Consider the following 20,245-nt stretch of genomic DNA (forward strand, 5'->3'; position numbering starts at 1 on the left):
GTCTGAACTTAGTTTGCAGAGAATTTTTCAAACAGGAAGTTTGCAGGTTTAACGCCTTCAGCATCTAACCAGCCGCGAACTGCTTCAACCATTGGCACAGGACCACACAGATAAATATCCACATCACCCGCATTTAGCCATTCTTTTTCGATATGACCGGTCACATAGCCTTTACGCTCATGATTAGATTCTGGATTCGCAATCACAGTACGGTATTCGAACCAAGGGAATTTATCCTGCAGCTCATTTAGTTTTTCAATCGCCACCAGGTCAAAATCATTGGTCACACCAAACACCAGACGCACTGGATGTTCTGAACCTTTTTCTTCTAAGACTTGCAGCATCGACATAAACGGCGCGATCCCTGTACCACCCGCCAGCATCAGCACCGGCCGTGTCACATTACGCAGGTAGAAGCTACCAAATGGACCCGTGAAAGTCATTTTGTCGCCAGCTTTGGCATTGACGCTTAAAAATTCACTCATTTTACCGTTTGGCACGTTACGTACCACAAACCCGGTTAAACGGTTACCTGGTTTTGAACTGAATGAATAAGAACGGGTTTCAGTCGTTCCCGGAATACCGACATTGACATATTGACCGGCAAGGAAGTGAATGTCTGCCTGACCTTCGTCTAACTGAATATCAAAAGTAATGGTCGAATCAGACAGGTTTTCGACACGCGCCAAAGTACCTTGGAAAGCGTGAATTTCAGTTTTGCAGACTTCTGAAGACGCCTGAATCTGGAACACTGCATCTGAAGTTGGTTTACATTGGCAAGCCAGAATAAAGCCTTCAGCGGCTTCTTCAGGCGTTAAAGCATCTTCAATATAAGTTTCTTCAGGCATGTCAAATGAACCTGATTCACAAAACGCACGACACGTTCCACAAGCACCATCACGGCAGTCCAAAGGAATATTGATCTTTTGACGGTAAGCTGCATCCGACAGTGTTTCACCATCTGAAACAGAAATAAAACGTGTAACGCCATCTTCAAATTGAAGTGCAACATTGTGGTTTGACATGGCTGAATATCCTATATAAATCTTTGTAACTGAGCCTTTCAGCCAATTTTCCATCTGACCGAAAGGCATAACCTAGCTGTAAAAACAGTCTTAGAGGTGATAAATGTCGATAACCTGGTTGATGTAATCGTTTTTCAGTACCACGTATTTGCTTAAAATTTGTGGTTTATCGCCTGAGAAATCGATTTCATAACGAGACATACCGAAATAGCTGTAACTTGTTTTGTAACGGAAGCTCAAAGTATTCCAGTTAAAACGTACAGTCACTTTGTCGCCATCACGTTCAACAATTTCAATATTGCTGAGGTTATGGCAGGTACGTGTGTCCGGCATGGTTGCAGATGAACGTTCAGTCTTGATCCGGAACACGCGGTCTTCTAAACCTTGACGATCTGGATAGTAAATCAACGAGATTTCAGACTGCGGATCTGTGGTCAGTTTGTCATCATCATCCCAAGCTGGCATCCAGAAAGACGCAGTAGGGGCATAACAAGTTAACCAGTCATCCCATTGTTCATCATCTAAAAAGCGGGCTTCTTGATACAGGAACTGAGCAATATTTTCTAAAGTGATGTCGCTCATGCGTTTTCTCCTTCAGTTGATGCTGCAATTTCTTTCTCAGTCGCAATACCTTTTTTGATCAATTCTAACCAGTACTGGTGCTGAGACAGGTATAGACCTTCATCTTCAGTTTTAATACCAGACAGTTTTGGTTTTAAACCGATTTCATTGGCAGCATCATCAGGACCTTGAATCCAGTGTTTAGAACCGCGACACATATCGTTCCATTCCAGCGCGATACCGGCATAACCGGCCTGACAGGCACGGAATTCTTCAAGATCGTCTGGCGTTGCCATACCTGATGCGTTAAAGAAATCCTCATACTGACGGATACGACGTGTACGCGCTTCAGGCTCTTCACCAACAGGCGCGATACAGTAGATGGTCACTTCAGTCTTATCGACAGAAATCGGGCGCAGTACACGAATTTGTGAACCGAACTGATCCATGAAGTAAACGTTTGGATAGATACACAGGTTACGTGAACGTTCGATCATCCATTTCGCCATGGCTTCGCCATATTGCTCGGTGTATTCATCTTTCTTGGCAAAGTTAGGGCGGTCTTCCGGGTTGGCCCATTGCGTCCAAAGTAGCATGTGACCATGTTCAAAGCCGTAAGAACCACCGCCTTGTTTACCCCATGAACCTGCGCTCATGGCACGGATATTGTCACCCGCTTCTTTTTCTTTACGTTGCTGAGTCGTGGCAGCATAGTTCCAGTGTACAGCAGACACGTGATAACCATCGGCACCGTTTTCAGCAGTTAACTTCCAGTTGCCTTCATAGGTATAAGTTGAAGAACCACGTAATACTTCCAGACCTTGCTCAGACTGACCCACGATCATGTCAATGATTTTGGTTGCTTCACCCAGGTATTCTTCCAGAGAAGGAACATCCGGATTCAAACTACCAAACAGGAAGCCTTTATAGTTTTCAAAACGGGCAACCTTTTTCAGGTCATGTGAGCCGTCTTTGTTAAAGCAGTCTGAATAACCCGCTTCAGCCGGATCTTTAACTTTTAATAACTTACCTGAGTTATTGAACGTCCAGCCATGGAATGGGCAAGTATAAGTTGCTTTATTGCCTTTCTTGTTACGGCACAATTGTGCACCGCGATGCGAACAGGCATTGATCATGGCATTCAGTTCACCTTGACGGTTACGTGCAATGATGATCGGCTGACGACCCATATAAGTAGTATAGAAGTCGTTATTGTTTGGAATCTGGCTTTCATGTGCTAGATAAACCCAGTTGCCTTCAAAGATGTATTTCATCTCAAGGTCAAACAGGGCCTGGTCTGTAAATACTGAACGGTGTAGTTTAAATTCACCAGATTCATAATCATCAACCAGTAATTCGTCAATGCGGTCTAAATGGCTGGTGTTAATTACGGGAATACGAGGCATGTCCTTTCTCCGACTTTCCAAGGGGGAAGTCAGCGGGATATATCTTTGAAACATACCCCGCTTCTATAGTTGTATTAAGCGCTAGCGCGGCGACGATCAACTTCAGTCGTTGGTGCAGCAGCTTGTTCTTTGACAAGTTCAATATCGAACTGGATGTGTTTGAAAGGACCTTTTAAGCCACGTTTTGCAATTTCAGCTTCATCAGTCACATCCACCGCAGTTGCCACCAGGCCTTCACGGGTTGCGAATGCAAAGTCATCCCACAGGTACTGGTCGCCTTCGATGTTGAATTGAGTGGTCAGCTTGCGGTAGCCCGGTGCAGATACGAAGTAATGCACATGCGATGGACGGTTACCGTGACGGCCTAATTTGTCCAGTACAAACTGAGTTGTACCTTCTGGAGGGCAGCCATAACCGACCGGCATTGTTGTGAGTGCAACGTATTTGCCGTCTTGGTCACTGAAGATAGAGCGACGTAAGTTGAAATCAGACTGTGACTTATCAAAGAATGAATAGTTCCCTAGGCTGTTGGCATGCCAAATTTCAACTTTAGCGCCTTCGATGATATTGCCTTCAGTATCCGTCACTGTCCCTTCAATGATCAACGTTGGGATTTTGTCTGATTCAGAACCATCATCCATACGTGCAAAGCCAACTGACTCTGGTGCACCTGAGACATAAAGTGGGCCTTCAATGGTACGTGGTGTACCACCGCTAATTCCTGCTTTTGCATCTGCTTCATCAGCACGTAGGTCCAAGTAATGCTCTAGACCCAAACCTGCAGCCAATAGACCTAGCTCGTTTGCTTGGCCTGCATCAGTAAAGTATTCAAGACCTTTCCACAATTCAGTTTGTGAAATATCAAGATCTTCGATCGCCTGGAAAAGATCACCGAGTAAACGTACAGTAATTTGCTGTACACGCTCATCTACAGGACCTGTCGCAGTGTCGACATTCATTTGTTTTACTAATGCATCAATTTCTTGGCGATTCATACTATTACTCCTCAGTATATCTACATTCTTTTATGTGGCGCGCTGTTTAGCTTGCTCTGGCTGGCTAAATCTTGCTGGCCACAATCCTTGTTTGGTTACCCTCTATTTTCGATTCGGAAGGGGAATCCGGTGACTCCCAATCCGCTCATTTAATCAACTGTCGTCATCTCGAACTGAAGAAGGGTGACGATTCAATGCCATCACTTCGATCTTCATATAGGGATAGAGTGGCAGGCCCTGAAGCAGGCTGTGCAATTCTTCATTGCTTTCAACATCAAAAATACTGATGTTTGAATACTGGCCAGTGATTCGCCAGATATGGCGCCATTTACCCTGACGTTGCAAGTCGTGGGAATAGGCTTTTTCAATGGCCTTGATTTCATTGGCCTGTTCCACTGGCATATCCTGTGGAATGTTCACGTCCATCCGTACATGGAAAAGCATGGGTATCTCCTCGAATTATTGACGACGCAAGTTGTCAATCTTGTTTTCATCCAACTCAATCCCCAGACCAGATCCTTTCGGAATCTCAAGTTCAAAGTTTTGATAGTTGAGTGGGGTTTTCAAAATATCTTCAGTCAGTAGCAAAGGACCAAACAGTTCAGTACCAAAAGCTAATGTTTCAAAGGTTGAAAATACATGTGCCGAAGCAATCGTGCCGACCGGACCTTCCAGCATGGTGCCGCCGTACAGATCGATTCCTGCAAGTTTGGCAATATTTCCGACTTCACAACCTTCGATCAGACCACCTGACTGGGCAACTTTCACTGCAAAAACAGATGAACCGTTTTGTTTTGCAATTTCATAGGCTGAATGTGGACCCATTAAAGATTCGTCTGCCATGATGGCAATATCAAAACGTCGGGTGAGACGGCGCATTGCATCGAGGTTATCAATCGCACATGGCTGCTCAATCAGATCAACACCGCCGTCTTGCAGCAACTGAATCCCTTTAATGGCATCTAATTCTGACCAGGCACGGTTGACATCGACACGAATCGAAATGTCTTTGCCCAGGGCTTTTTTAATCGCCAGCACATGCTCAACATCTTCTTCAACTGGACGGGAACCAATTTTCAGTTTGAAAATGTTATGGCGTTTTGCTGCAATCATTTTTTCTGCTTCAGCAATATCTTTTTCTGTATTGCCTGAAGCCAAGACCCAAAGCACTGGAATACTGTCACGTAAGCGGCCACCTAATATTTCACTGAGCGGCTGCTGCATGCGCTGTGCCTGAATATCTAGCAGGGCAGTCTGAATCGCGCATTTGGCAAAACGGTTACCATTAATATTCTTTTTGATCGCTTGTAATGTTTGTGCAACATTTAAACCGGATAATGTCTTTAAAAGGGGGGCGAAATAAGTTTCAATATTGACTTTAACGCTTTCCGGGCTTTCATCACCATAACCTAAGCCGCCGATCGTCGTTGCCTCACCCCAACCGATATAACCATCTTCAGTGGTGATTTTAACTAAGACCAGGGTCTGGGTTTGCATCGTCGCCACAGCCATCTTGTGAGGGCGAATGGTCGGGATTTCTACCAGCAAGGTTTCAACTGACTTATACATAATACGGATTCACATTCTTGCTTTAATGCTTCGATTTGATATACCTTAAAAGAATAATGTTGATTGGTCTAAGATCGATTTAGCATTTTTTTATACTTTAAAGGTATTCTAGATCATGGAACTTAGACATTTACGCTATTTTGTTGCAGTGGTAGAAGAGCAAAGTTTTACTAAAGCGGCAGAAAAACTATTTATTGCTCAGCCTCCTTTAAGCAGACAGATCCAAAACCTTGAAGCAGAGCTGGATATTCAGTTATTTGAGCGTGGTAGCCGTCCATTGAAGACCACAGAAGCAGGTCAGTTCTTCTATCAGCACGCTGTTAAACTTTTGTCTAATGCGGAAGAGATTAAGTCGATGACCAAGCGCATCGGCATTGCAGATCGCACCATTACCATCGGTTTTGTTGGTTCTTTATTGTTCGGCTTGCTGTCGCGTATTCTGTTTTTGTTTAAACAGCAGCATCCTTATCTCAAAATTGAGATGATGGAAATGAATACTTATGAACAGATTCAGGCCCTCAAAGAAGGCCGTATAGATGTCGGTTTTGGCCGCTTAAGAATCTCGGATCCGGCCATAAAGCGGGTGTTGTTGCGTGAAGAGCGTTTGGTGGTGGCAGCACATGCCAGTCATGTTCTTGCTCAACGCGAGAGCCTGCATTTATCTGAACTGGTCGATCAGCAGTTGTTTTTATATCCGAATACGGGAAAGGCCAATTTTGCCACCCAGGTGCGCGGTATATTTTCTGAGTATGGATTAGAGCCTAAAAATCTGCGGATTGTACGCGAATTGCAGCTGGCACTCGGTTTTGTAGCGGCGGGAGAGGGTGTTTGTATCGCACCGGAAAGTGCACAAAATATTAAATTGGCCCATCTCAACTTTATACCTTTAGCAGATGCATTTGCTGTGAGTCCTGTATTTATGGCCATGCGTAATATGGATGAAAGTGAATATATCCGCTACCTATTTGATGCTGTCTATCAAGTCTATGATCTTGAAGCATTAAAGTATGATCGTTCGGTGTTTTAAGTCCAATCAATCCTCTCAAGAGGAACAGCAATCAGCAGCTCTTGGCAAGTTTATCGGCCTATGTTAAAAAATATTCCACGATTCAATAATATATTTTTTAATTAATTTAAATGCTTAGCCTGAATCAGACTTTATAGGTATAAAGGCATGCCTATTGAGTTTTGGACATTCTGCTGCATCTTCTTCATTGTGGCATTCATTGAATGAACTTCACAATATGGAGGTGGAGATGTCTACAAATAAGGTGAATATAAATACGCTGATTGATGAAGCTAAATTCACTCCCTTTCATTGGGGCGTCCTAATCTGGTGTCTGCTGATCATTATTTTTGATGGTTATGACTTGGTGATCTATGGCGTCGCATTGCCTCTGTTGATGCAAGAATGGGGCTTAAGTGCAGTACAAGCAGGTCTGTTGGCCAGTACCGCACTTTTTGGCATGATGTTTGGTGCCATGACTTTTGGAACCTTGTCCGATAAGTTAGGTCGTAAAAAAACCATTATGATCTGTGTGGCTATTTTTAGCGGATTCACTTTTATTGGGGCGTTTGCGACCTCTCCGGTTGAATTTGGGATTTTACGTTTCTTGGCGGGCTTAGGTATTGGCGGGGTGATGCCAAACGTGGTCGCACTGATGACCGAATATGCGCCTAAACGTATCCGTAGTACCCTAGTGGCTTTAATGTTTAGTGGTTATGCGATTGGTGGAATGACGTCGGCACTCTTAGGTGCATGGCTGGTGCCACAATTTGGCTGGAAAATCATGTTCCTGTTAGCCGGTATTCCACTGTTGCTTTTGCCAGTTATCTGGAAATACTTGCCAGAATCACTGATGTACCTGACCAACAAAAATCAGACCTCCCAAGCGCACGATATTATTCAAAAAATATCTCCGGAACAGGTCATTACCCATGATACTCAATTTGTACTGAATGAAGTGCAGAAAGGTGATGAAGCGCCATTAAAAGCACTTTTCCAACAGGGCCGCAGTTTCAGTACGTTCATGTTCTGGCTAGCGTTCTTTATGTGCCTGTTAATGGTATACGCATTGGGCAGCTGGTTGCCAAAACTGATGATTCAGGCCGGTTACTCGCTTGGTGCCAGCATGATCTTCCTGTTTGCCTTAAATATTGGTGGCATGATCGGTGCAATCGGTGGTGGATATCTGGCAGATCGCTTCCATATCAAGAAAGTACTGACCATCATGTTCTTATGTGGTGCGCTGGCCCTGATTCTGCTTGGCTTTAACAGTCCGCAATTCGTCCTATACACCCTGATTGCTGTGGCGGGTGCTGCAACAATTGGCTCGCAAATTCTACTCTATACCTTTGTTGCACAATATTATCCATCGACTGTACGTTCTACAGGCATGGGCTGGGCATCAGGTATTGGACGTATTGGTGCGATTGTTGGTCCGGTATTGACTGGTGCTTTATTAACCATGAATTTACCGCATCAAATGAACTTCTTTGCTATTGCGATTCCTGGTGTGATTGCTGCACTTGCGATTTTCCTGGTCAACTTAAAGACCTCAGTAGATGCGCAAGCCCTTGCAAGATCTAGCATGAAGCCAAATCCTGTGGCTGAGAACGCGACCCAATAAGTTAAACTTCAATTAATCAATATAATATCGTCAATGATATAGATCGCCATCGTAACGGGTGGTGATCTGTTGCTAGAATCTAGTCGAACAATAAAAAGCGAGTTTAGGATGAACACGACACTATTCACCACAACAATCAATAAGCCAACACGAAAACACACGCTTTTGATGAGCATGATTGCAATCAGTATGGGGAGCATGAGCTTATCGGTTCAAGCACAAACCACGCAAAGCAGTCAGCAGGAAATTGAACAACTGCGCCAAGAAGTTCAGGCTCTACGCGCACTGGTTGAGCAACAGCAAAGACAGACGGCTGTGGTCACTGCACATGTTGCAGCAACACCTGCTCCAGCTAGCAAACCTGTCATGAAAATTGCCAGTGGTGCCGAATTTAATCTTTATGGAAATATTCGTGCCGATGCCTCTTATCAGGTAGAGGGAACCAGTCGAGATTTGCCATACAACCATATTAATGCTGTGGCATTAGAAGGAAATAATGAAAATAGTGATCGTTTAAGATCAACACTTTCTGCTACCCGCTTAGGAATGGACTTCAAAGCACCTATCGGCGCTGGGGACAAAGCCCTGAGTGGTAAAGTTGAAGTAGACTTTCTGGGCGGTGCAAGCTTTGATAATTTACGTATCCGCCATGCTTATATCAGCTATGCCAACTGGTTAATTGGTCAAACCTGGTCAAACTTTGCTGTACCGGATTATATGCCAGAAACAGTGGATGCTTTGGCTTATGTAGGTGGCGCAGTAAAACGTACACCACAAGTGCGTTACACAACTAAGTTTAGCCCACAAACTAATTTAGTTGTTGCTGCGGAAGATCCAAAAGATAAATTAGTCAGTGATAAAGCGATTAATCAGCGTTTTCCAGCTTTAACTGCACGTTTAAACCATCAATTTGCAGATAATTTAAACGTAAGTGTTCGTGCAATGGGGCACGAAAAACGTATAGATACTGATGAAGAAATGGCATGGGGGGTAGGTGTTGGTACAAAATATGAAGTTGTACCAGGTACTACTATAAAAGCCGACTACTATCATGTGAAAGGTGATAATAGCTTTGTATCATTTGCAAACCCAGGCGTACTAGTTAAAGATGGTAATCTGATACAAAGCGAATTTGACTCGATTACGGTAGGTTTAACCCAGCAGTTTAATGACAAATTGCGTGGTACTTTGGGCTATGGCTATATGAAGTTTGATGATGATCAAGATTACATTAATGCTTTAAGTAACAAGAGTGCTGCGAATAAAGATCTTTGGCAGGCATGGGCCAATATATTCTATAGCCCACGTAAACCACTTAGCTTCGGTCTAGAATATGTCTATGGTGAACGTAAAGCCTATGGTCCTGTTTTAGATGAAGACGATCAACCAGTTAGCGGTCGTACAGGTGAAGACAACCGAATCAATGCGGTTGCCATTTACAACTTCTAAGATGCTTGTAAATTCGGGTATCTTGACCTAAAAAAAGCGTGGATGAACTCATTCACGCTTTTCTATTTCTGCTGAATGGTATCTGCTAAAAGATTCACTGCATTTTCTATCTCGGCGGTCCATTCAAAAGAACAATTCAGGCGCATATAATGCTGACTGGCATGATCCGGTTTAAACAATAATGCAGGGGCGATTGAAATACCTTTCTGAATCAGTTGCTCATAAAGCACCTGTCCATCTAGACCATTTGGCAATTCGATCCAGAGAAAATAACCACTGGAATAATAGTAAATTTTACATGTAGGCGCTAAGCGGTTTTTGAGTTCCTGATAAAACTTCTTTTTATATTTTTCCAGATGATGTCTTAGCTGTCGTAAATGTTTTTCATAATGATGATGCGAAATAAATTCTACCAGCGTGTTCTGGAGTAAGGGACTGACCGTTAAAGTGCTCATGAGCTGCAAATGCTGAATGGCATCGGAAAATGGACCGGCATAGACCCAACCGACGCGTGCGCCCATGCCTAGTGTTTTGGAAAATGAAGCACAGTGCAGCACCATCTGATGCTGGTCAAAATATTTAACCGGTAGCGGTTTGGATGAACCATAATTCAATTCCTGATAAACATCATCTTCGATTAAATAGACCTGATATTCATACAAAAGTTCAGCAATTCTCTGTTTAATTTCCGAACTAACAGTAAAGCCAATCGGATTATGCGCGTTCAGCATTAGCCAGCACACCTTGATCGGATACTGTTTCAAAGCCTGTTCAAATGATGCCAGATCAAAACCGAATTGCGGATGCTCAGGGATAGTAATCACCTGTAGCCCCAAACGCTCGGCTGCCTGCCAGGCCCCATAAAATATGGTTTGTTGCAACAGGATAAAATCACCGGGTTGGGTCAATGCCTGTAAAGACAGATTCAGTGCTTCTAATGCTCCAGATGTAATGACAATATCATCTGCATGGCAAGCAATGCCTTGCAACTGGTAACGATTGGCAATCAGTTGGCGTAAATCCTGATTGCCAGGCGGCATATGATTCTGGTTGTTATAACTGCTTTTTCTTTTGGCCTGCTGCGCCAGAATCTGCATAAATTTGGCGTTATATAACAGCTCTGCATTGGGAAATGCGGAACCAAAAGGCACAATTTCTGCTGCTTGGATCGATTTTAAATAATTAAATACCACAGAGTTGATTTGAACTTTTGGGCTTAAACTAATCTGGATTGGTTGTTTGCTGTTGACCAGATCTGTAGAACGCTCTGCAACGTAATAGCCGGATTTATCTCTGGCATAAACCAGACCTTGCGCTTCAAGTTCCTGATAAGCATTGAGTACCGTCATCAGGCTATAGCCAGACAATTGGGTCTGTTCGCGGAGTGAAGGTAATTTTTCATGTACCCTCCATACGCCGTTTTCAATCATCTGACGGATATTCTGCGCCAGTTTTTCAGACTTATACATACACTTGCTTGAACTAAGACTGTTCTAATTATTTTGATTTATAGCATATTTCAAGATGCTCAATATAACAAATTAAGGTTAATGTGGTTGTCAGTCTATTTTCAAGCTGGCGTTCTATCGATCTGCTGTACTGTTCTTCTAAGATCAGTATCCAAGTAAATATTTCCATTCAAATGGGATGGTTGTATTAATCGGGTCGACATGAACTCAATACATGATCATTAAACTGAATATCAGGCCTCAACCTTTCTAGGGAAATTCTCTACCTCTCCATCAATCGTATTCTAATTTTTATACGCCTGAGTCACTTCTCTTAATTTGTCACAATTCGATACTTACAAATTCAGATTTACTTGCTAAATTCAGTCCACATGATGATAAAAACTATGTCACGGTCTTAGACCGCTCCATCATGTCTAGATAACAACGATACGAATACACGGACCAATAACAAGCACAAAGGAGTGGACAATGCTCGGAAATATGATGTTTCAGCCTTTACTGATCAGCAGCATGATTGAACATGCAGGACGCTATCATGCCGATACCGAGGTAATTTCCAAAAATACCGACACCAGCATTAAGGTGACCAACTGGGGCGAAATTCACCAAAACTCGAAACGTTTTGCCAATGTGCTGCAACAACTTGGCTTGGCGCAGGGAGATCGGGTCGCAACCATTGCATGGAATAATCACCGCCATTTAGAATCTTGGTATGCCATTTCTGGTAGTGGTCTGGTCTGTCATACCATTAATCCGCGCTTGTTTCCTGAACAGCTGATTTTTATTATGAATGATGCCGCAGACCGTGTGGTGCTATTCGATAAGACATTTGTTCCTTTAATTAAAGCAGTGAAATCACTGCTGACCTCTGTCGAGCATTTTATCTGTCTGGATGCTGCCGATCCGAGCGTCACTGAAGCCATTCCAGAAGTACAATTTTATGATGATCTGATTGCCAGTCAACACACAGAATTTGAATGGCCAATCATTGATGAAAACTCAGCCAGTTCACTGTGCTATACATCAGGAACCACGGGCAACCCTAAAGGCGTGCTATATAGTCATCGCTCTACTGTATTACATAGCTATGCCATCATTTTACCGGACTCACTAAATGTCTCGGCTGCCGATATTATGTTGCCAGTGGTGCCGATGTTCCATGTGAATGCATGGGGCACGCCATACGCGGCGGCCATGGTGGGATGTACGCTGGTACTGCCGGGGCCAGGTCTTGATGGTGTTAGTCTGGTGAATCTGATTGATACTTATAAAGTTTCAGTGGCGCTTGGCGTGCCAACCATCTGGCAGGGTTTGATTGCCGCAGCAAACCAGTCAGGTTCCAAGCTGGAAAGTCTGAAACGTAATGTAATCGGAGGATCGGCCTGTCCACCGGCAATGTTACGAACTTTCAAAGAGCAGTTTAACTGTGAAACAATTCATGCTTGGGGCATGACGGAAACAGGTCCAGTGGCTACTGCCAATCAGCTCAAAGCCAAACATTTGCAGCTATCAGATGAAGAAAAACAGCAGATTCGTCTGTCTCAAGGCCGACCGCCATTTGGGGTTAGTGTACGTTTAACTGATGTAGAAAAATGTACGCATGAAATTGAACGAGATGGTGAAACTATCGGAAGTTTACAGGTGAAAGGGCACTGGGTTATTAATAAGTATTTCGGTAAGCAAGAATCTCCATTGACTGAGGATGGTTGGTTAGATACAGGGGATATTGGCACGCTGAATCAAGATGGTTTTGTAAAACTCAGTGACCGTTCCAAAGATTTAATCAAGTCTGGCGGCGAATGGATTTCATCGGTGGATCTGGAAAATATTGCCATGGGCCATCCGGAAATTGCGATGGCGGCGGTGATTGCCGCCCAGCATCCAAAGTGGGATGAACGTCCGGTATTGATTGCGATTAAAAAATCGGACAGTCAGCTGAGTGAGACAGAGCTACTCGATTATTATGCTGATAAAGTCGCTAAATGGCAGGTTCCAGACAGAGTGGTTTTTGTAGACTCAATTCCACTAAGTGGAACTGGAAAGATGCTGAAAAAAGATTTGCGGGAACTCTATGGCGCTATTCTCATGGAACAAGCAGCAGGCTAGAGTTTTACATTGAATCTGATAATCAAAGTGAATGATTGAAACTGACTTCTATACAGGAGTCAGTTTTTTATATAGAGTTAGCAGAATTAACAGATATAAAAATCCCTTTTTCTAAAAACTATAGTTTCAGCAGATGCTTTTGCTTCATATTGTCCGACAAAAAGCTCTATTATGTTTGATAAGCACATAATTTGACCTGTATTGATATGGTCTGAATTATAAAACGCTTTATGCTGACAACATAATAAATAGACAGTTGTACATTAATATTACTGTCTGCGGATAAGGGGATAAAAATGACAAGTATGCCGACCTATCAGCCGCATTGGGTTCGTGAAGATTTCATTGATTTTATTGGTGAAAAAATCCATCCAACCTGGGCGTTTAAAAAAGTTAAAGCGGCCATTATGGGCATTCAGGCCATCAGTCCTGACTTTTTCAAGATTCACTTGCGCCCGAATCATAATTTTAAAGCCAGGTCATTTCAGGCTGGCCAGCATATTGCAGTAACAATAAGACTCGATGGTGTACGTCATCAGCGATATTATTCTGTGGTGACGGTATTAAAAAATGGTGATTTGATTATTGCGGTGAAACAGCAAGGCAAAGTGTCACGCGCCTTGAGCCAGATGCAAATCGGGGCTGTCATTGAAATTTCGCAGCCGCAAGGTGACTTTATACTGCAAAACTCTAGCCAGCCAACCTTATTTCTGGCATCCGGCAGTGGTATTACTGCAATATATTCCTTGCTGCAAAAAGCAGTGATCCAGTCCCTGGAACAGATCGACCTGATTTATTTTACTCGCGATGATGCCTTTCATGCTGAATTGAAAACCCTGGCTTTAATGCATCCAAACTTGAAATATCATCATTTTAATACACGGGAACAGCAACAGCATCTGAATCAAAGATTATTGCAAAAACTGGTGCCAGATGTTGCAGAACGAAAAATATATGCCTGTGGCTCTGCTGGGATGATGAAGGCTGCACTTAGAATTGTAGAAAAACTGGATTTGAAATCCAATTTTCATTCGGAATATTTCCAGATTGTGGTCGATGAAAAAATTAAGGCGCAGCCAGTACAGTTTTTAAGATCGCAGCAAGTGTTTCAGGCTCAGTCCAACTTGCTGGAAAGCGCTGAAAATTCAGGCCTGCGTCCTGCTCATGGTTGCCGGATGGGAATCTGTAATACCTGTTCCTGTACCAAAGTCAGTGGCTCGGTGCGTAATGTCCTGACCGGTGAGGTTGATCATGGCAATAACACCCAGATTAAACTTTGTATTTCCCAGGCGATGAGTCCAGTCGTTATTAATTTATAAGCCAGTATTAAACGAATAAAAAGGTGCTCCCATGAATATGCAAATTGATTTTAAACGACACAGTAAGTCGCAATTTCTCAGTCCGGAACAGATTGAGGAGTTTGGTGCTAAAGTCGATGCGATCCGCCGCGAGGTCATGGACGATCTGGGTGAAAAAGACGCCAATTATATTTATAAAATCCGTAATTTTGTCCGTTATAGCGAAATTGCATCCCGAGGCATGTTGATGTTTGCTGGCTGGTTGCCACCGGTATGGCTGGCAGGGACAGGTCTGCTCGGTCTTTCCAAAATCGTGGAAAATATGGAACTCGGCCACAATGTCATGCATGGCCAGTTCGACTGGATGAATGATCCGAGTCTGAACGGAGCGACCTATGACTGGGATACGATTTCAACCGGCGATGACTGGAAATACACGCACAACTATATTCATCATACTTATACCAATATTGTCGGGATGGATCATGATGTCGGTTATGGCCTGATTCGGGTCAGTGAATCCCAAAAATGGGAACCACGTTTCCTGTTGAATATTCCACTGGGCATGCAGTTAATGGTGTTTTTTGAATGGTATGTCGGCCTGCAACGCTTGCATCTGGAAGATGTGATTGCCTATAAAACCAAAACCTGGAAAGAAGTTTGGAAAGAAGCGGCTCCACTGCGTCAAAAAATGCGCCGTCAGGTGTTAAAAGATTATGTATTTTTTCCAGTGATTGCTGGCCCGAATGCCATTCCTGTGTTTGCCGGAAATGCCGTAGCCAATGTAATTCGTAGTCTGTGGGCGTCTGCAGTGATTTTTAATGGTCATTTTACGGAAGATGCTGAAACTTTTGAGATGGACAATACCGACAATGAAACCCGTGCTGAGTGGTATTTACGCCAGGTTCGTGGTTCGAGTAATTTTACCGGGACGGACTGGCTGCATATTTTGAGTGGTAATTTGAGCCATCAGATTGAACATCATCTATTTCCGGACATGCCAGCCAATCGCTATGCGCAGGTGGCGCCGAAAGTAAAAACGCTGTGTGCTGAATATGGCATTCATTATAATGAAGCGAGCTTTATAAAACAGTTTTCTACTGTTTGGGTGCGTCTGGCCAAATGTTCATTGCCGAATCACTGGACTGCACAGATTATTGAAAAAACCCACTCTGCTAAATCTGTATTGAGCCACTTTAAATCTAAAATCATGCCCTAATTTTTAATGTGTGGTATTCACCCGTTTGCTACGCCTCAATAGATTTACATGGTCTATTGAGGCCTTTTTTGTCGTTTTAGTAGAAATTGAATCATCCATTTTTATGAATGAAGTATGGAGAGATATTTCAAAAAAATCACCAAAGAAAAACAGATACGGTACTGCTGAAACGCTTTGCCTACAACAACCTGCTTAAGCTCTAGAGGGTTGTCCCTATAATGGCCGCGTTGTCACAATCAAGGTCTCAGTTTTGAAATATCTTCAATTTTTTTCAGGCATCTCATTATTACTGCTTTTAACTGCTTGTAACCTCACAGAAGCACCAGCTCCAGATTATCAAGGAAACTGGAAAAATACGCTGGAAAATCCAAAACTTGAAAATGTATTGGTCATTTCGAAAAATGGTGAAAATTACTTCATTACCAACACCATAAAAGACAAAGAAACTGGTAAAACCGAAGAGAAAAATCCGATGCCGGCAGCAGTGAGCAAAAATGGCTTACTTCAGTTAAATGCAGGTGCAGGTATGGTTGATTTTGCAATCGATGAAAAAACAGGAAATCTGGTCGGTTCAGGCTCAGTCTATGAGAAAGCCAAATAACGTTTTCTTCTCAGGTCAGAGATCTGCAGAAAAAAATGTCATGAAATACAATGATTCATGGCATTTTTTTTATTGGGCTAAACTTAATAACTCAGTAAAATCTTCTGCAAAATAATTTGCTTGGACCTTGATCAAATCTATTTCATGAACAGAGTATTGATCATAAACTGCAATCACATCGATTCCTGCATTGTTGGCCGCTTCAACGCCAATTAATGAATCCTCAATAATCAGGCAATCTGCGGCTTGCACCTGAAAATGCTGAAGGGCATTGAAATAGACTTCAGGATGCGGCTTGATGTTCTGCACATTTTCACGGGTCAAGAGCAGGGCAAAGTCATCATTAAAGCTGATTTTTTTGTTAATGTTTTGATTATTGTCCTGATAACGCTGCACATTGAACAAACTGGTGGTTGTGGTCAGGGCGATCTGAATCCCTTGTTGTTTCAGGGCTTGAATGAACCGTTCAGCATGTGGTTTTAGCTCGACCACATGATCGAGAAAATGCCGTGAAATTGCATAACGGCGGTTTTTTACTTCTTCTTTATTCGGCGCAAATCCATAAAGCGCTTTTAAATAAGCACAATATTCCAGATAGGGATCCGGCCGATGTTTAAATTTTTTGAGCTGAAGATCGCGCTGTTGCTGGATCTGACTTAAGTCGACTTCAATATTTGCCAACTCCTGAATCAGCGCAGCATCGACCTGATTCCAGACTCCCACGGAATCAATCAAGGTGCCATCCAAATCAAAACACACCAACTTTTTGCCTTGGAACATAAGATATTTCTCTTAATTTGCATCGTTAATTCTGTGGGCTTGAGTATATAGCATGAAGCTTGCGTGTTTAAGTTGACCAAGGAAAAACAGAAGTGCATATTTACAACAGAACTACTTGTAACGAGGCTCCACATCAGAGAAAAGTAATTTTTAACACCACATGGAAATTGACTGATCCTAGAAATCGTTGCAAAGTGTTATATTTGAACATTGGCAATTGATAAAATGATGTCGATGATATCTTCGTCAAAATTATTAGAAAGTTAAAGGAAATGTGTTTCTGTGTTTGAACTTGACTGTAAATTGCTCAGTATTTTTTATTATGTCTATAAATTTAAAAACGTATCTCAGGCAGCTGATCATTTAGACATGAGCCAGCCAGCGGTGAGCAATCTGCTGAATAAAATTCGCCAGCATTATGGTGATCCTTTATTTTTACGTATTGGCAATGAAATGCTGCCGACAGATTTATCTAAGCAGTTGTTTCCCTTGGTCAGTGAAGCACTCAGTAAAGTTGAAGCGATTAATAATTTCACCATCAATTTTGATCAGGTCACTTCACAGCAACGTTTTACACTGGCGATGACCGATGTATCGCATCTGGTGTTATTGCCAAAAATTTCACAGTATCTCAAGCAGCATGCATCACATATCCGCCTGAATGTGCGTCCGATTACCTCGGAAACCAGTTATCAGATGGCCAATGGCGAGATTGATCTGGCTTTGGGCTTCTTGCCAAATCTGGAGAATGGCTTTTATCAGCAGAAACTGTTTGAACAGTATTATGTGGTGATCGCAGCGAAAGACCATCCGCGACTAACGGGTGACAGCATCACGACCGAAGAGTATTTACGTGAAACCCATATCGATATTGATGCCGGGATGGGGCATTACCATATTGAAAATGAATTGCTGAATCTGGAACTCAAGCGCGACATTCTAATGCGTCTGCCCAGCTATTTAGGCGTGGGACTGGTGGTACAGGAAACCGATGCGATTGCGACCGTGCCTTATTATTTGAGTGAAGTCCTGTTATCACGTGGCAATCTCAAGATTTTTGGGGCACCGATTGCTTTCCCGACCTATTCTGTAAAGCAGTATTGGCATATGTCCTGTCATCATAAAACCAGTCATCAATGGCTACGCAATATGTTGCATGAAATCTTAAGCAAATAGCATTTCAGCATACATGCATTGTGCTGCAATCTGCTTTTTCTCTATCTCAGAGATTTCGACACCATCCCATTTTTCAATCTGCTCGATTAACCAGATAAAATCGGCAAGCTGCGGTTTCGCACTTGCACCAACAAGATTGCGGATGATGTTTTGAATTTTATGATAGTTACAGACATGACGCTGTGCAGAGCATTCAAACTGGATAATCTGATAATCAACCAGCATGTCCCAAACTTGGGACAGATCAGCACGCTGTTTTAAATCCGTTTGGGCTTTCTGGACAGCATTGACCAAAGCCTTCACCGTGCATGGATGTAATTCTGCCCATTCCTGAGTCATGGCCAGAACCTTGTCGGCAACTTTAGGAATGACATTCTGGCTTGCAGCGACAATTAAACTATAGCCTTCAAGCTTGGCCTGAATATTCCAGGGTTCTCCCACACAAAAGCCATCAAAGACCTGTTCCGAGATTCCTTTTACCATCGAAGCTGGTGGTGAGGTCATGAGCTGAATCTTGTGGGCAATATTGACATCTGTCAGGGCTAACCATTCTTTTATACAATAATGATGAATTGAGTGCTTATAGACATAGGCCAGATTCATTTTCTGCTGTTGTTGCAAGGCCTGCACCAGTTTTTGAGAACTGCTTTTTTCATCATCTTCTGCATCAATTCCCAATTCATGACACAGATCTTGACGCAGGCTGATAAAAGCCTGATTCATGCTCAGTACCAACGGGGTTTGCAAAGCCACCTGTAACTGGTCTGTACCCAGAGCAGCAGCAGGTAGCATGGCGGACAAACAATGCGCAGCGTCCAGAAAGCCATAGGCCAGACGGTCTCTTAAACTGGACCAGGAGGCCTCCCGGATTAAGTTGATGGTTAATCCCTGTTCGGCAAAATAACCCTGTTTTTCGGCCCAGAGAATGGCCACACAATCAAGCAAAGGAATATAGCCAATATTGAGTTCAGTTTTTTCTAATGTGGACATATGCTTTTCCTTATTGGCCCAATAACAGCTTCTGTGCATCGAGCAGGCGTCTGGCCATTTCACCAATGGTAATCCGGTGACTCATGGCATTTTTACGTAATAAGGCAAAGGCCTGTTCTTCAGATAATGCATGCAGCTGGATCAGCAATGCTTTGGCTTTATCGATATCTTTACGGTCAATCAGCTTGTCTTGGGTTTCTTTTAAATCGTTCAGCAGCTTTTTATGCTTGCGGAACTGTTCAATTGATATTTCCAGAATGCTTTCTAATTTGCTGGGATCAATACCATCGACAATATAAGCCGTGATCCCGGCATCAATCGCACTTTTGATGGTGTCTTTATTGGAGTTTTGGGTAAACAGTACGGTAGGAAGTTCATATTGGCTGACACAGCTTTCAATAATATCCCGATGTGGATGATCCATATTTAGCAGAATCACATCTGCATGGATGCCTTTGACATGCACCATATTCAGATCATTCAGGATTAAACAGGCCACCACCTGAAAATCATGTAACAGCAGCGATTCCTGGATGAATTGGGCGCGCTCCAGATCATCATCAATAAGAGCAATTCGTAATTTAGACATGGAATATTTTCAAGTAAGGCCTAAGGAATATTCAAGTACGAATAATGCAAAAAACATGCCATGATATTGGTGCATCAAAGAGTTATTTTGAGTTCAATTTGGTGCAGGAGTTTGGCATCCATCATCAAAATAAAGCATTTCCTGCAATTTTCTGGCTGATATCAGTCATTGTGTTACTAAAAAAGTTGGCATGCTTCCTGCACTTATCAAATTGTCAAAGATGACTTTCAATACGAATAACGGCCAACGATGCCCGTTCTGATCGTAGTTGCACTTTAAAAGGGTGCAACTGATATTTCGTTCAGCACAGGATAAATGACATGGTCAGTTGTTCAGCAATACAAACCGTACGGGCATTTCAACCTTTGATCCAGCATTT

The 20,245-nt window shown here is 42.8% G+C and carries 18 protein-coding genes; 8 read left to right on the top strand and 10 right to left on the bottom strand.

Going from position 1 to position 20,245, the window contains the following annotated elements; all coding sequences use genetic code 11:
* Window positions 1-8: 8 nt before the first annotated feature.
* From benC to FTU40_RS04285, 6 genes are all read right to left on the bottom strand, one after another.
* Window positions 9-1,025 carry a benzoate 1,2-dioxygenase electron transfer component BenC gene (benC, locus tag FTU40_RS04260; protein ID WP_100357616.1) on the bottom strand — a complete coding sequence of 339 codons (1,017 nt, stop codon included), beginning with the start codon at window positions 1,023-1,025 and terminating at the stop codon, window positions 9-11.
* Window positions 1,026-1,115: 90 nt separating this feature from the next.
* Window positions 1,116-1,607: a benzoate 1,2-dioxygenase small subunit gene (gene benB, locus FTU40_RS04265; RefSeq protein WP_005096959.1), complete on the bottom strand. Its 492-nt coding sequence runs from the start codon at window positions 1,605-1,607 to the stop codon at window positions 1,116-1,118.
* Window positions 1,604-2,992, bottom strand: coding sequence for a benzoate 1,2-dioxygenase large subunit (gene benA, locus FTU40_RS04270; RefSeq protein ID WP_180039897.1), 1,389 nt, complete (start codon window positions 2,990-2,992; stop codon window positions 1,604-1,606). The genes benB and benA overlap by 4 nt, the downstream gene beginning before the upstream one ends.
* Before the next feature lie 74 nt (window positions 2,993-3,066).
* Complete coding sequence (gene catA / locus FTU40_RS04275; protein ID WP_005170822.1) at window positions 3,067-3,987, bottom strand: catechol 1,2-dioxygenase; 921 nt, start codon at window positions 3,985-3,987, stop codon at window positions 3,067-3,069.
* Between the two features lie 153 nt (window positions 3,988-4,140).
* On the bottom strand, window positions 4,141-4,431 hold the full coding sequence (catC, locus tag FTU40_RS04280) for a muconolactone Delta-isomerase (protein ID WP_180039899.1): 291 nt from the start codon (window positions 4,429-4,431) through the stop codon (window positions 4,141-4,143).
* A gap of 15 nt (window positions 4,432-4,446) precedes the next feature.
* A complete protein-coding gene (locus FTU40_RS04285; RefSeq protein WP_100328598.1) occupies window positions 4,447-5,556 on the bottom strand; it encodes a muconate/chloromuconate family cycloisomerase in 1,110 nt (369 codons plus the stop codon).
* A gap of 115 nt (window positions 5,557-5,671) precedes the next feature.
* Between FTU40_RS04285 and FTU40_RS04290 the strand changes: the two genes are divergently transcribed.
* The 3 genes from FTU40_RS04290 (at window position 5,672) to FTU40_RS04300 (ending at window position 9,635) form a co-directional block, all read left to right on the top strand.
* A complete protein-coding gene (locus FTU40_RS04290) occupies window positions 5,672-6,583 on the top strand; it encodes a LysR family transcriptional regulator (protein WP_005096953.1) in 912 nt (303 codons plus the stop codon).
* Between the two features lie 229 nt (window positions 6,584-6,812).
* Window positions 6,813-8,186, top strand: coding sequence for an aromatic acid/H+ symport family MFS transporter (locus FTU40_RS04295; RefSeq protein ID WP_180039901.1), 1,374 nt, complete (start codon window positions 6,813-6,815; stop codon window positions 8,184-8,186).
* A 108-nt stretch (window positions 8,187-8,294) separates the two neighbouring features.
* On the top strand, window positions 8,295-9,635 hold the full coding sequence (locus tag FTU40_RS04300) for a DcaP family trimeric outer membrane transporter (protein WP_180039903.1): 1,341 nt from the start codon (window positions 8,295-8,297) through the stop codon (window positions 9,633-9,635).
* Between the two features lie 62 nt (window positions 9,636-9,697).
* On the opposite strand, the gene FTU40_RS04305 is transcribed toward FTU40_RS04300, so the two are convergent.
* A complete protein-coding gene (locus FTU40_RS04305) occupies window positions 9,698-11,104 on the bottom strand; it encodes a PLP-dependent aminotransferase family protein (RefSeq protein ID WP_180039905.1) in 1,407 nt (468 codons plus the stop codon).
* 471 nt (window positions 11,105-11,575) lie between these two features.
* On the opposite strand from FTU40_RS04305, the gene FTU40_RS04310 reads away from it, so the two are divergent.
* The 4 genes from FTU40_RS04310 (at window position 11,576) to FTU40_RS04330 (ending at window position 16,331) form a co-directional block, all read left to right on the top strand.
* Window positions 11,576-13,213, top strand: a complete 1,638-nt coding sequence (locus FTU40_RS04310) for a long-chain-fatty-acid--CoA ligase (RefSeq protein ID WP_180039907.1) — start codon at window positions 11,576-11,578, stop codon at window positions 13,211-13,213.
* Between the two features lie 296 nt (window positions 13,214-13,509).
* On the top strand, window positions 13,510-14,532 hold the full coding sequence (locus FTU40_RS15110; RefSeq protein WP_005096945.1) for a flavin reductase family protein: 1,023 nt from the start codon (window positions 13,510-13,512) through the stop codon (window positions 14,530-14,532).
* A 31-nt stretch (window positions 14,533-14,563) separates the two neighbouring features.
* Window positions 14,564-15,730, top strand: a complete 1,167-nt coding sequence (locus FTU40_RS04325; protein ID WP_180039909.1) for an acyl-CoA desaturase — start codon at window positions 14,564-14,566, stop codon at window positions 15,728-15,730.
* 250 nt (window positions 15,731-15,980) lie between these two features.
* Window positions 15,981-16,331, top strand: a complete 351-nt coding sequence (locus FTU40_RS04330) for a hypothetical protein (RefSeq protein ID WP_074382760.1) — start codon at window positions 15,981-15,983, stop codon at window positions 16,329-16,331.
* 69 nt (window positions 16,332-16,400) lie between these two features.
* Here FTU40_RS04330 and FTU40_RS04335 read toward each other — a convergent pair whose 3' ends face one another.
* Window positions 16,401-17,111: an HAD family phosphatase gene (locus tag FTU40_RS04335; protein WP_005096941.1), complete on the bottom strand. Its 711-nt coding sequence runs from the start codon at window positions 17,109-17,111 to the stop codon at window positions 16,401-16,403.
* Between the two features lie 282 nt (window positions 17,112-17,393).
* Between FTU40_RS04335 and FTU40_RS04340 the strand changes: the two genes are divergently transcribed.
* On the top strand, window positions 17,394-18,287 hold the full coding sequence (locus FTU40_RS04340; protein WP_005096940.1) for a LysR family transcriptional regulator: 894 nt from the start codon (window positions 17,394-17,396) through the stop codon (window positions 18,285-18,287).
* Here FTU40_RS04340 and FTU40_RS04345 read toward each other — a convergent pair.
* Window positions 18,276-19,277 (bottom strand): CmpA/NrtA family ABC transporter substrate-binding protein, encoded by a 1,002-nt coding sequence (locus tag FTU40_RS04345; protein WP_180039911.1) that lies wholly within the window; start codon window positions 19,275-19,277, stop codon window positions 18,276-18,278. The two genes, FTU40_RS04340 and FTU40_RS04345, sit on opposite strands and share 12 nt — an antisense overlap.
* Window positions 19,278-19,287: 10 nt before the next feature.
* A complete protein-coding gene (locus FTU40_RS04350) occupies window positions 19,288-19,866 on the bottom strand; it encodes an ANTAR domain-containing response regulator (RefSeq protein ID WP_100328604.1) in 579 nt (192 codons plus the stop codon).
* Window positions 19,867-20,245 lie beyond the last annotated feature (379 nt).

Source organism: Acinetobacter sp. YH12100, assembly GCF_013419135.1.
In the GTDB taxonomy this organism is placed as follows: domain Bacteria; phylum Pseudomonadota; class Gammaproteobacteria; order Pseudomonadales; family Moraxellaceae; genus Acinetobacter; species Acinetobacter pseudolwoffii.

Coding starts and splice junctions, on each gene's coding strand:
- FTU40_RS04345 (WP_180039911.1), bottom strand. CDS start 19,277: ATGTCCACATTAGAAAAAACTGAACTCAATATTGGCTATATTCCTTTG.
- FTU40_RS04310 (WP_180039907.1), top strand. CDS start 11,576: ATGCTCGGAAATATGATGTTTCAGCCTTTACTGATCAGCAGCATGATT.
- FTU40_RS04290 (WP_005096953.1), top strand. CDS start 5,672: ATGGAACTTAGACATTTACGCTATTTTGTTGCAGTGGTAGAAGAGCAA.
- FTU40_RS04325 (WP_180039909.1), top strand. CDS start 14,564: ATGAATATGCAAATTGATTTTAAACGACACAGTAAGTCGCAATTTCTC.
- FTU40_RS04300 (WP_180039903.1), top strand. CDS start 8,295: ATGAACACGACACTATTCACCACAACAATCAATAAGCCAACACGAAAA.
- FTU40_RS04335 (WP_005096941.1), bottom strand. CDS start 17,111: ATGTTCCAAGGCAAAAAGTTGGTGTGTTTTGATTTGGATGGCACCTTG.
- catC (WP_180039899.1), bottom strand. CDS start 4,431: ATGCTTTTCCATGTACGGATGGACGTGAACATTCCACAGGATATGCCA.
- FTU40_RS04285 (WP_100328598.1), bottom strand. CDS start 5,556: ATGTATAAGTCAGTTGAAACCTTGCTGGTAGAAATCCCGACCATTCGC.
- FTU40_RS04295 (WP_180039901.1), top strand. CDS start 6,813: ATGTCTACAAATAAGGTGAATATAAATACGCTGATTGATGAAGCTAAA.
- benC (WP_100357616.1), bottom strand. CDS start 1,025: ATGTCAAACCACAATGTTGCACTTCAATTTGAAGATGGCGTTACACGT.
- FTU40_RS04305 (WP_180039905.1), bottom strand. CDS start 11,104: ATGTATAAGTCTGAAAAACTGGCGCAGAATATCCGTCAGATGATTGAA.
- FTU40_RS04350 (WP_100328604.1), bottom strand. CDS start 19,866: ATGTCTAAATTACGAATTGCTCTTATTGATGATGATCTGGAGCGCGCC.
- catA (WP_005170822.1), bottom strand. CDS start 3,987: ATGAATCGCCAAGAAATTGATGCATTAGTAAAACAAATGAATGTCGAC.
- benA (WP_180039897.1), bottom strand. CDS start 2,992: ATGCCTCGTATTCCCGTAATTAACACCAGCCATTTAGACCGCATTGAC.
- benB (WP_005096959.1), bottom strand. CDS start 1,607: ATGAGCGACATCACTTTAGAAAATATTGCTCAGTTCCTGTATCAAGAA.
- FTU40_RS15110 (WP_005096945.1), top strand. CDS start 13,510: ATGACAAGTATGCCGACCTATCAGCCGCATTGGGTTCGTGAAGATTTC.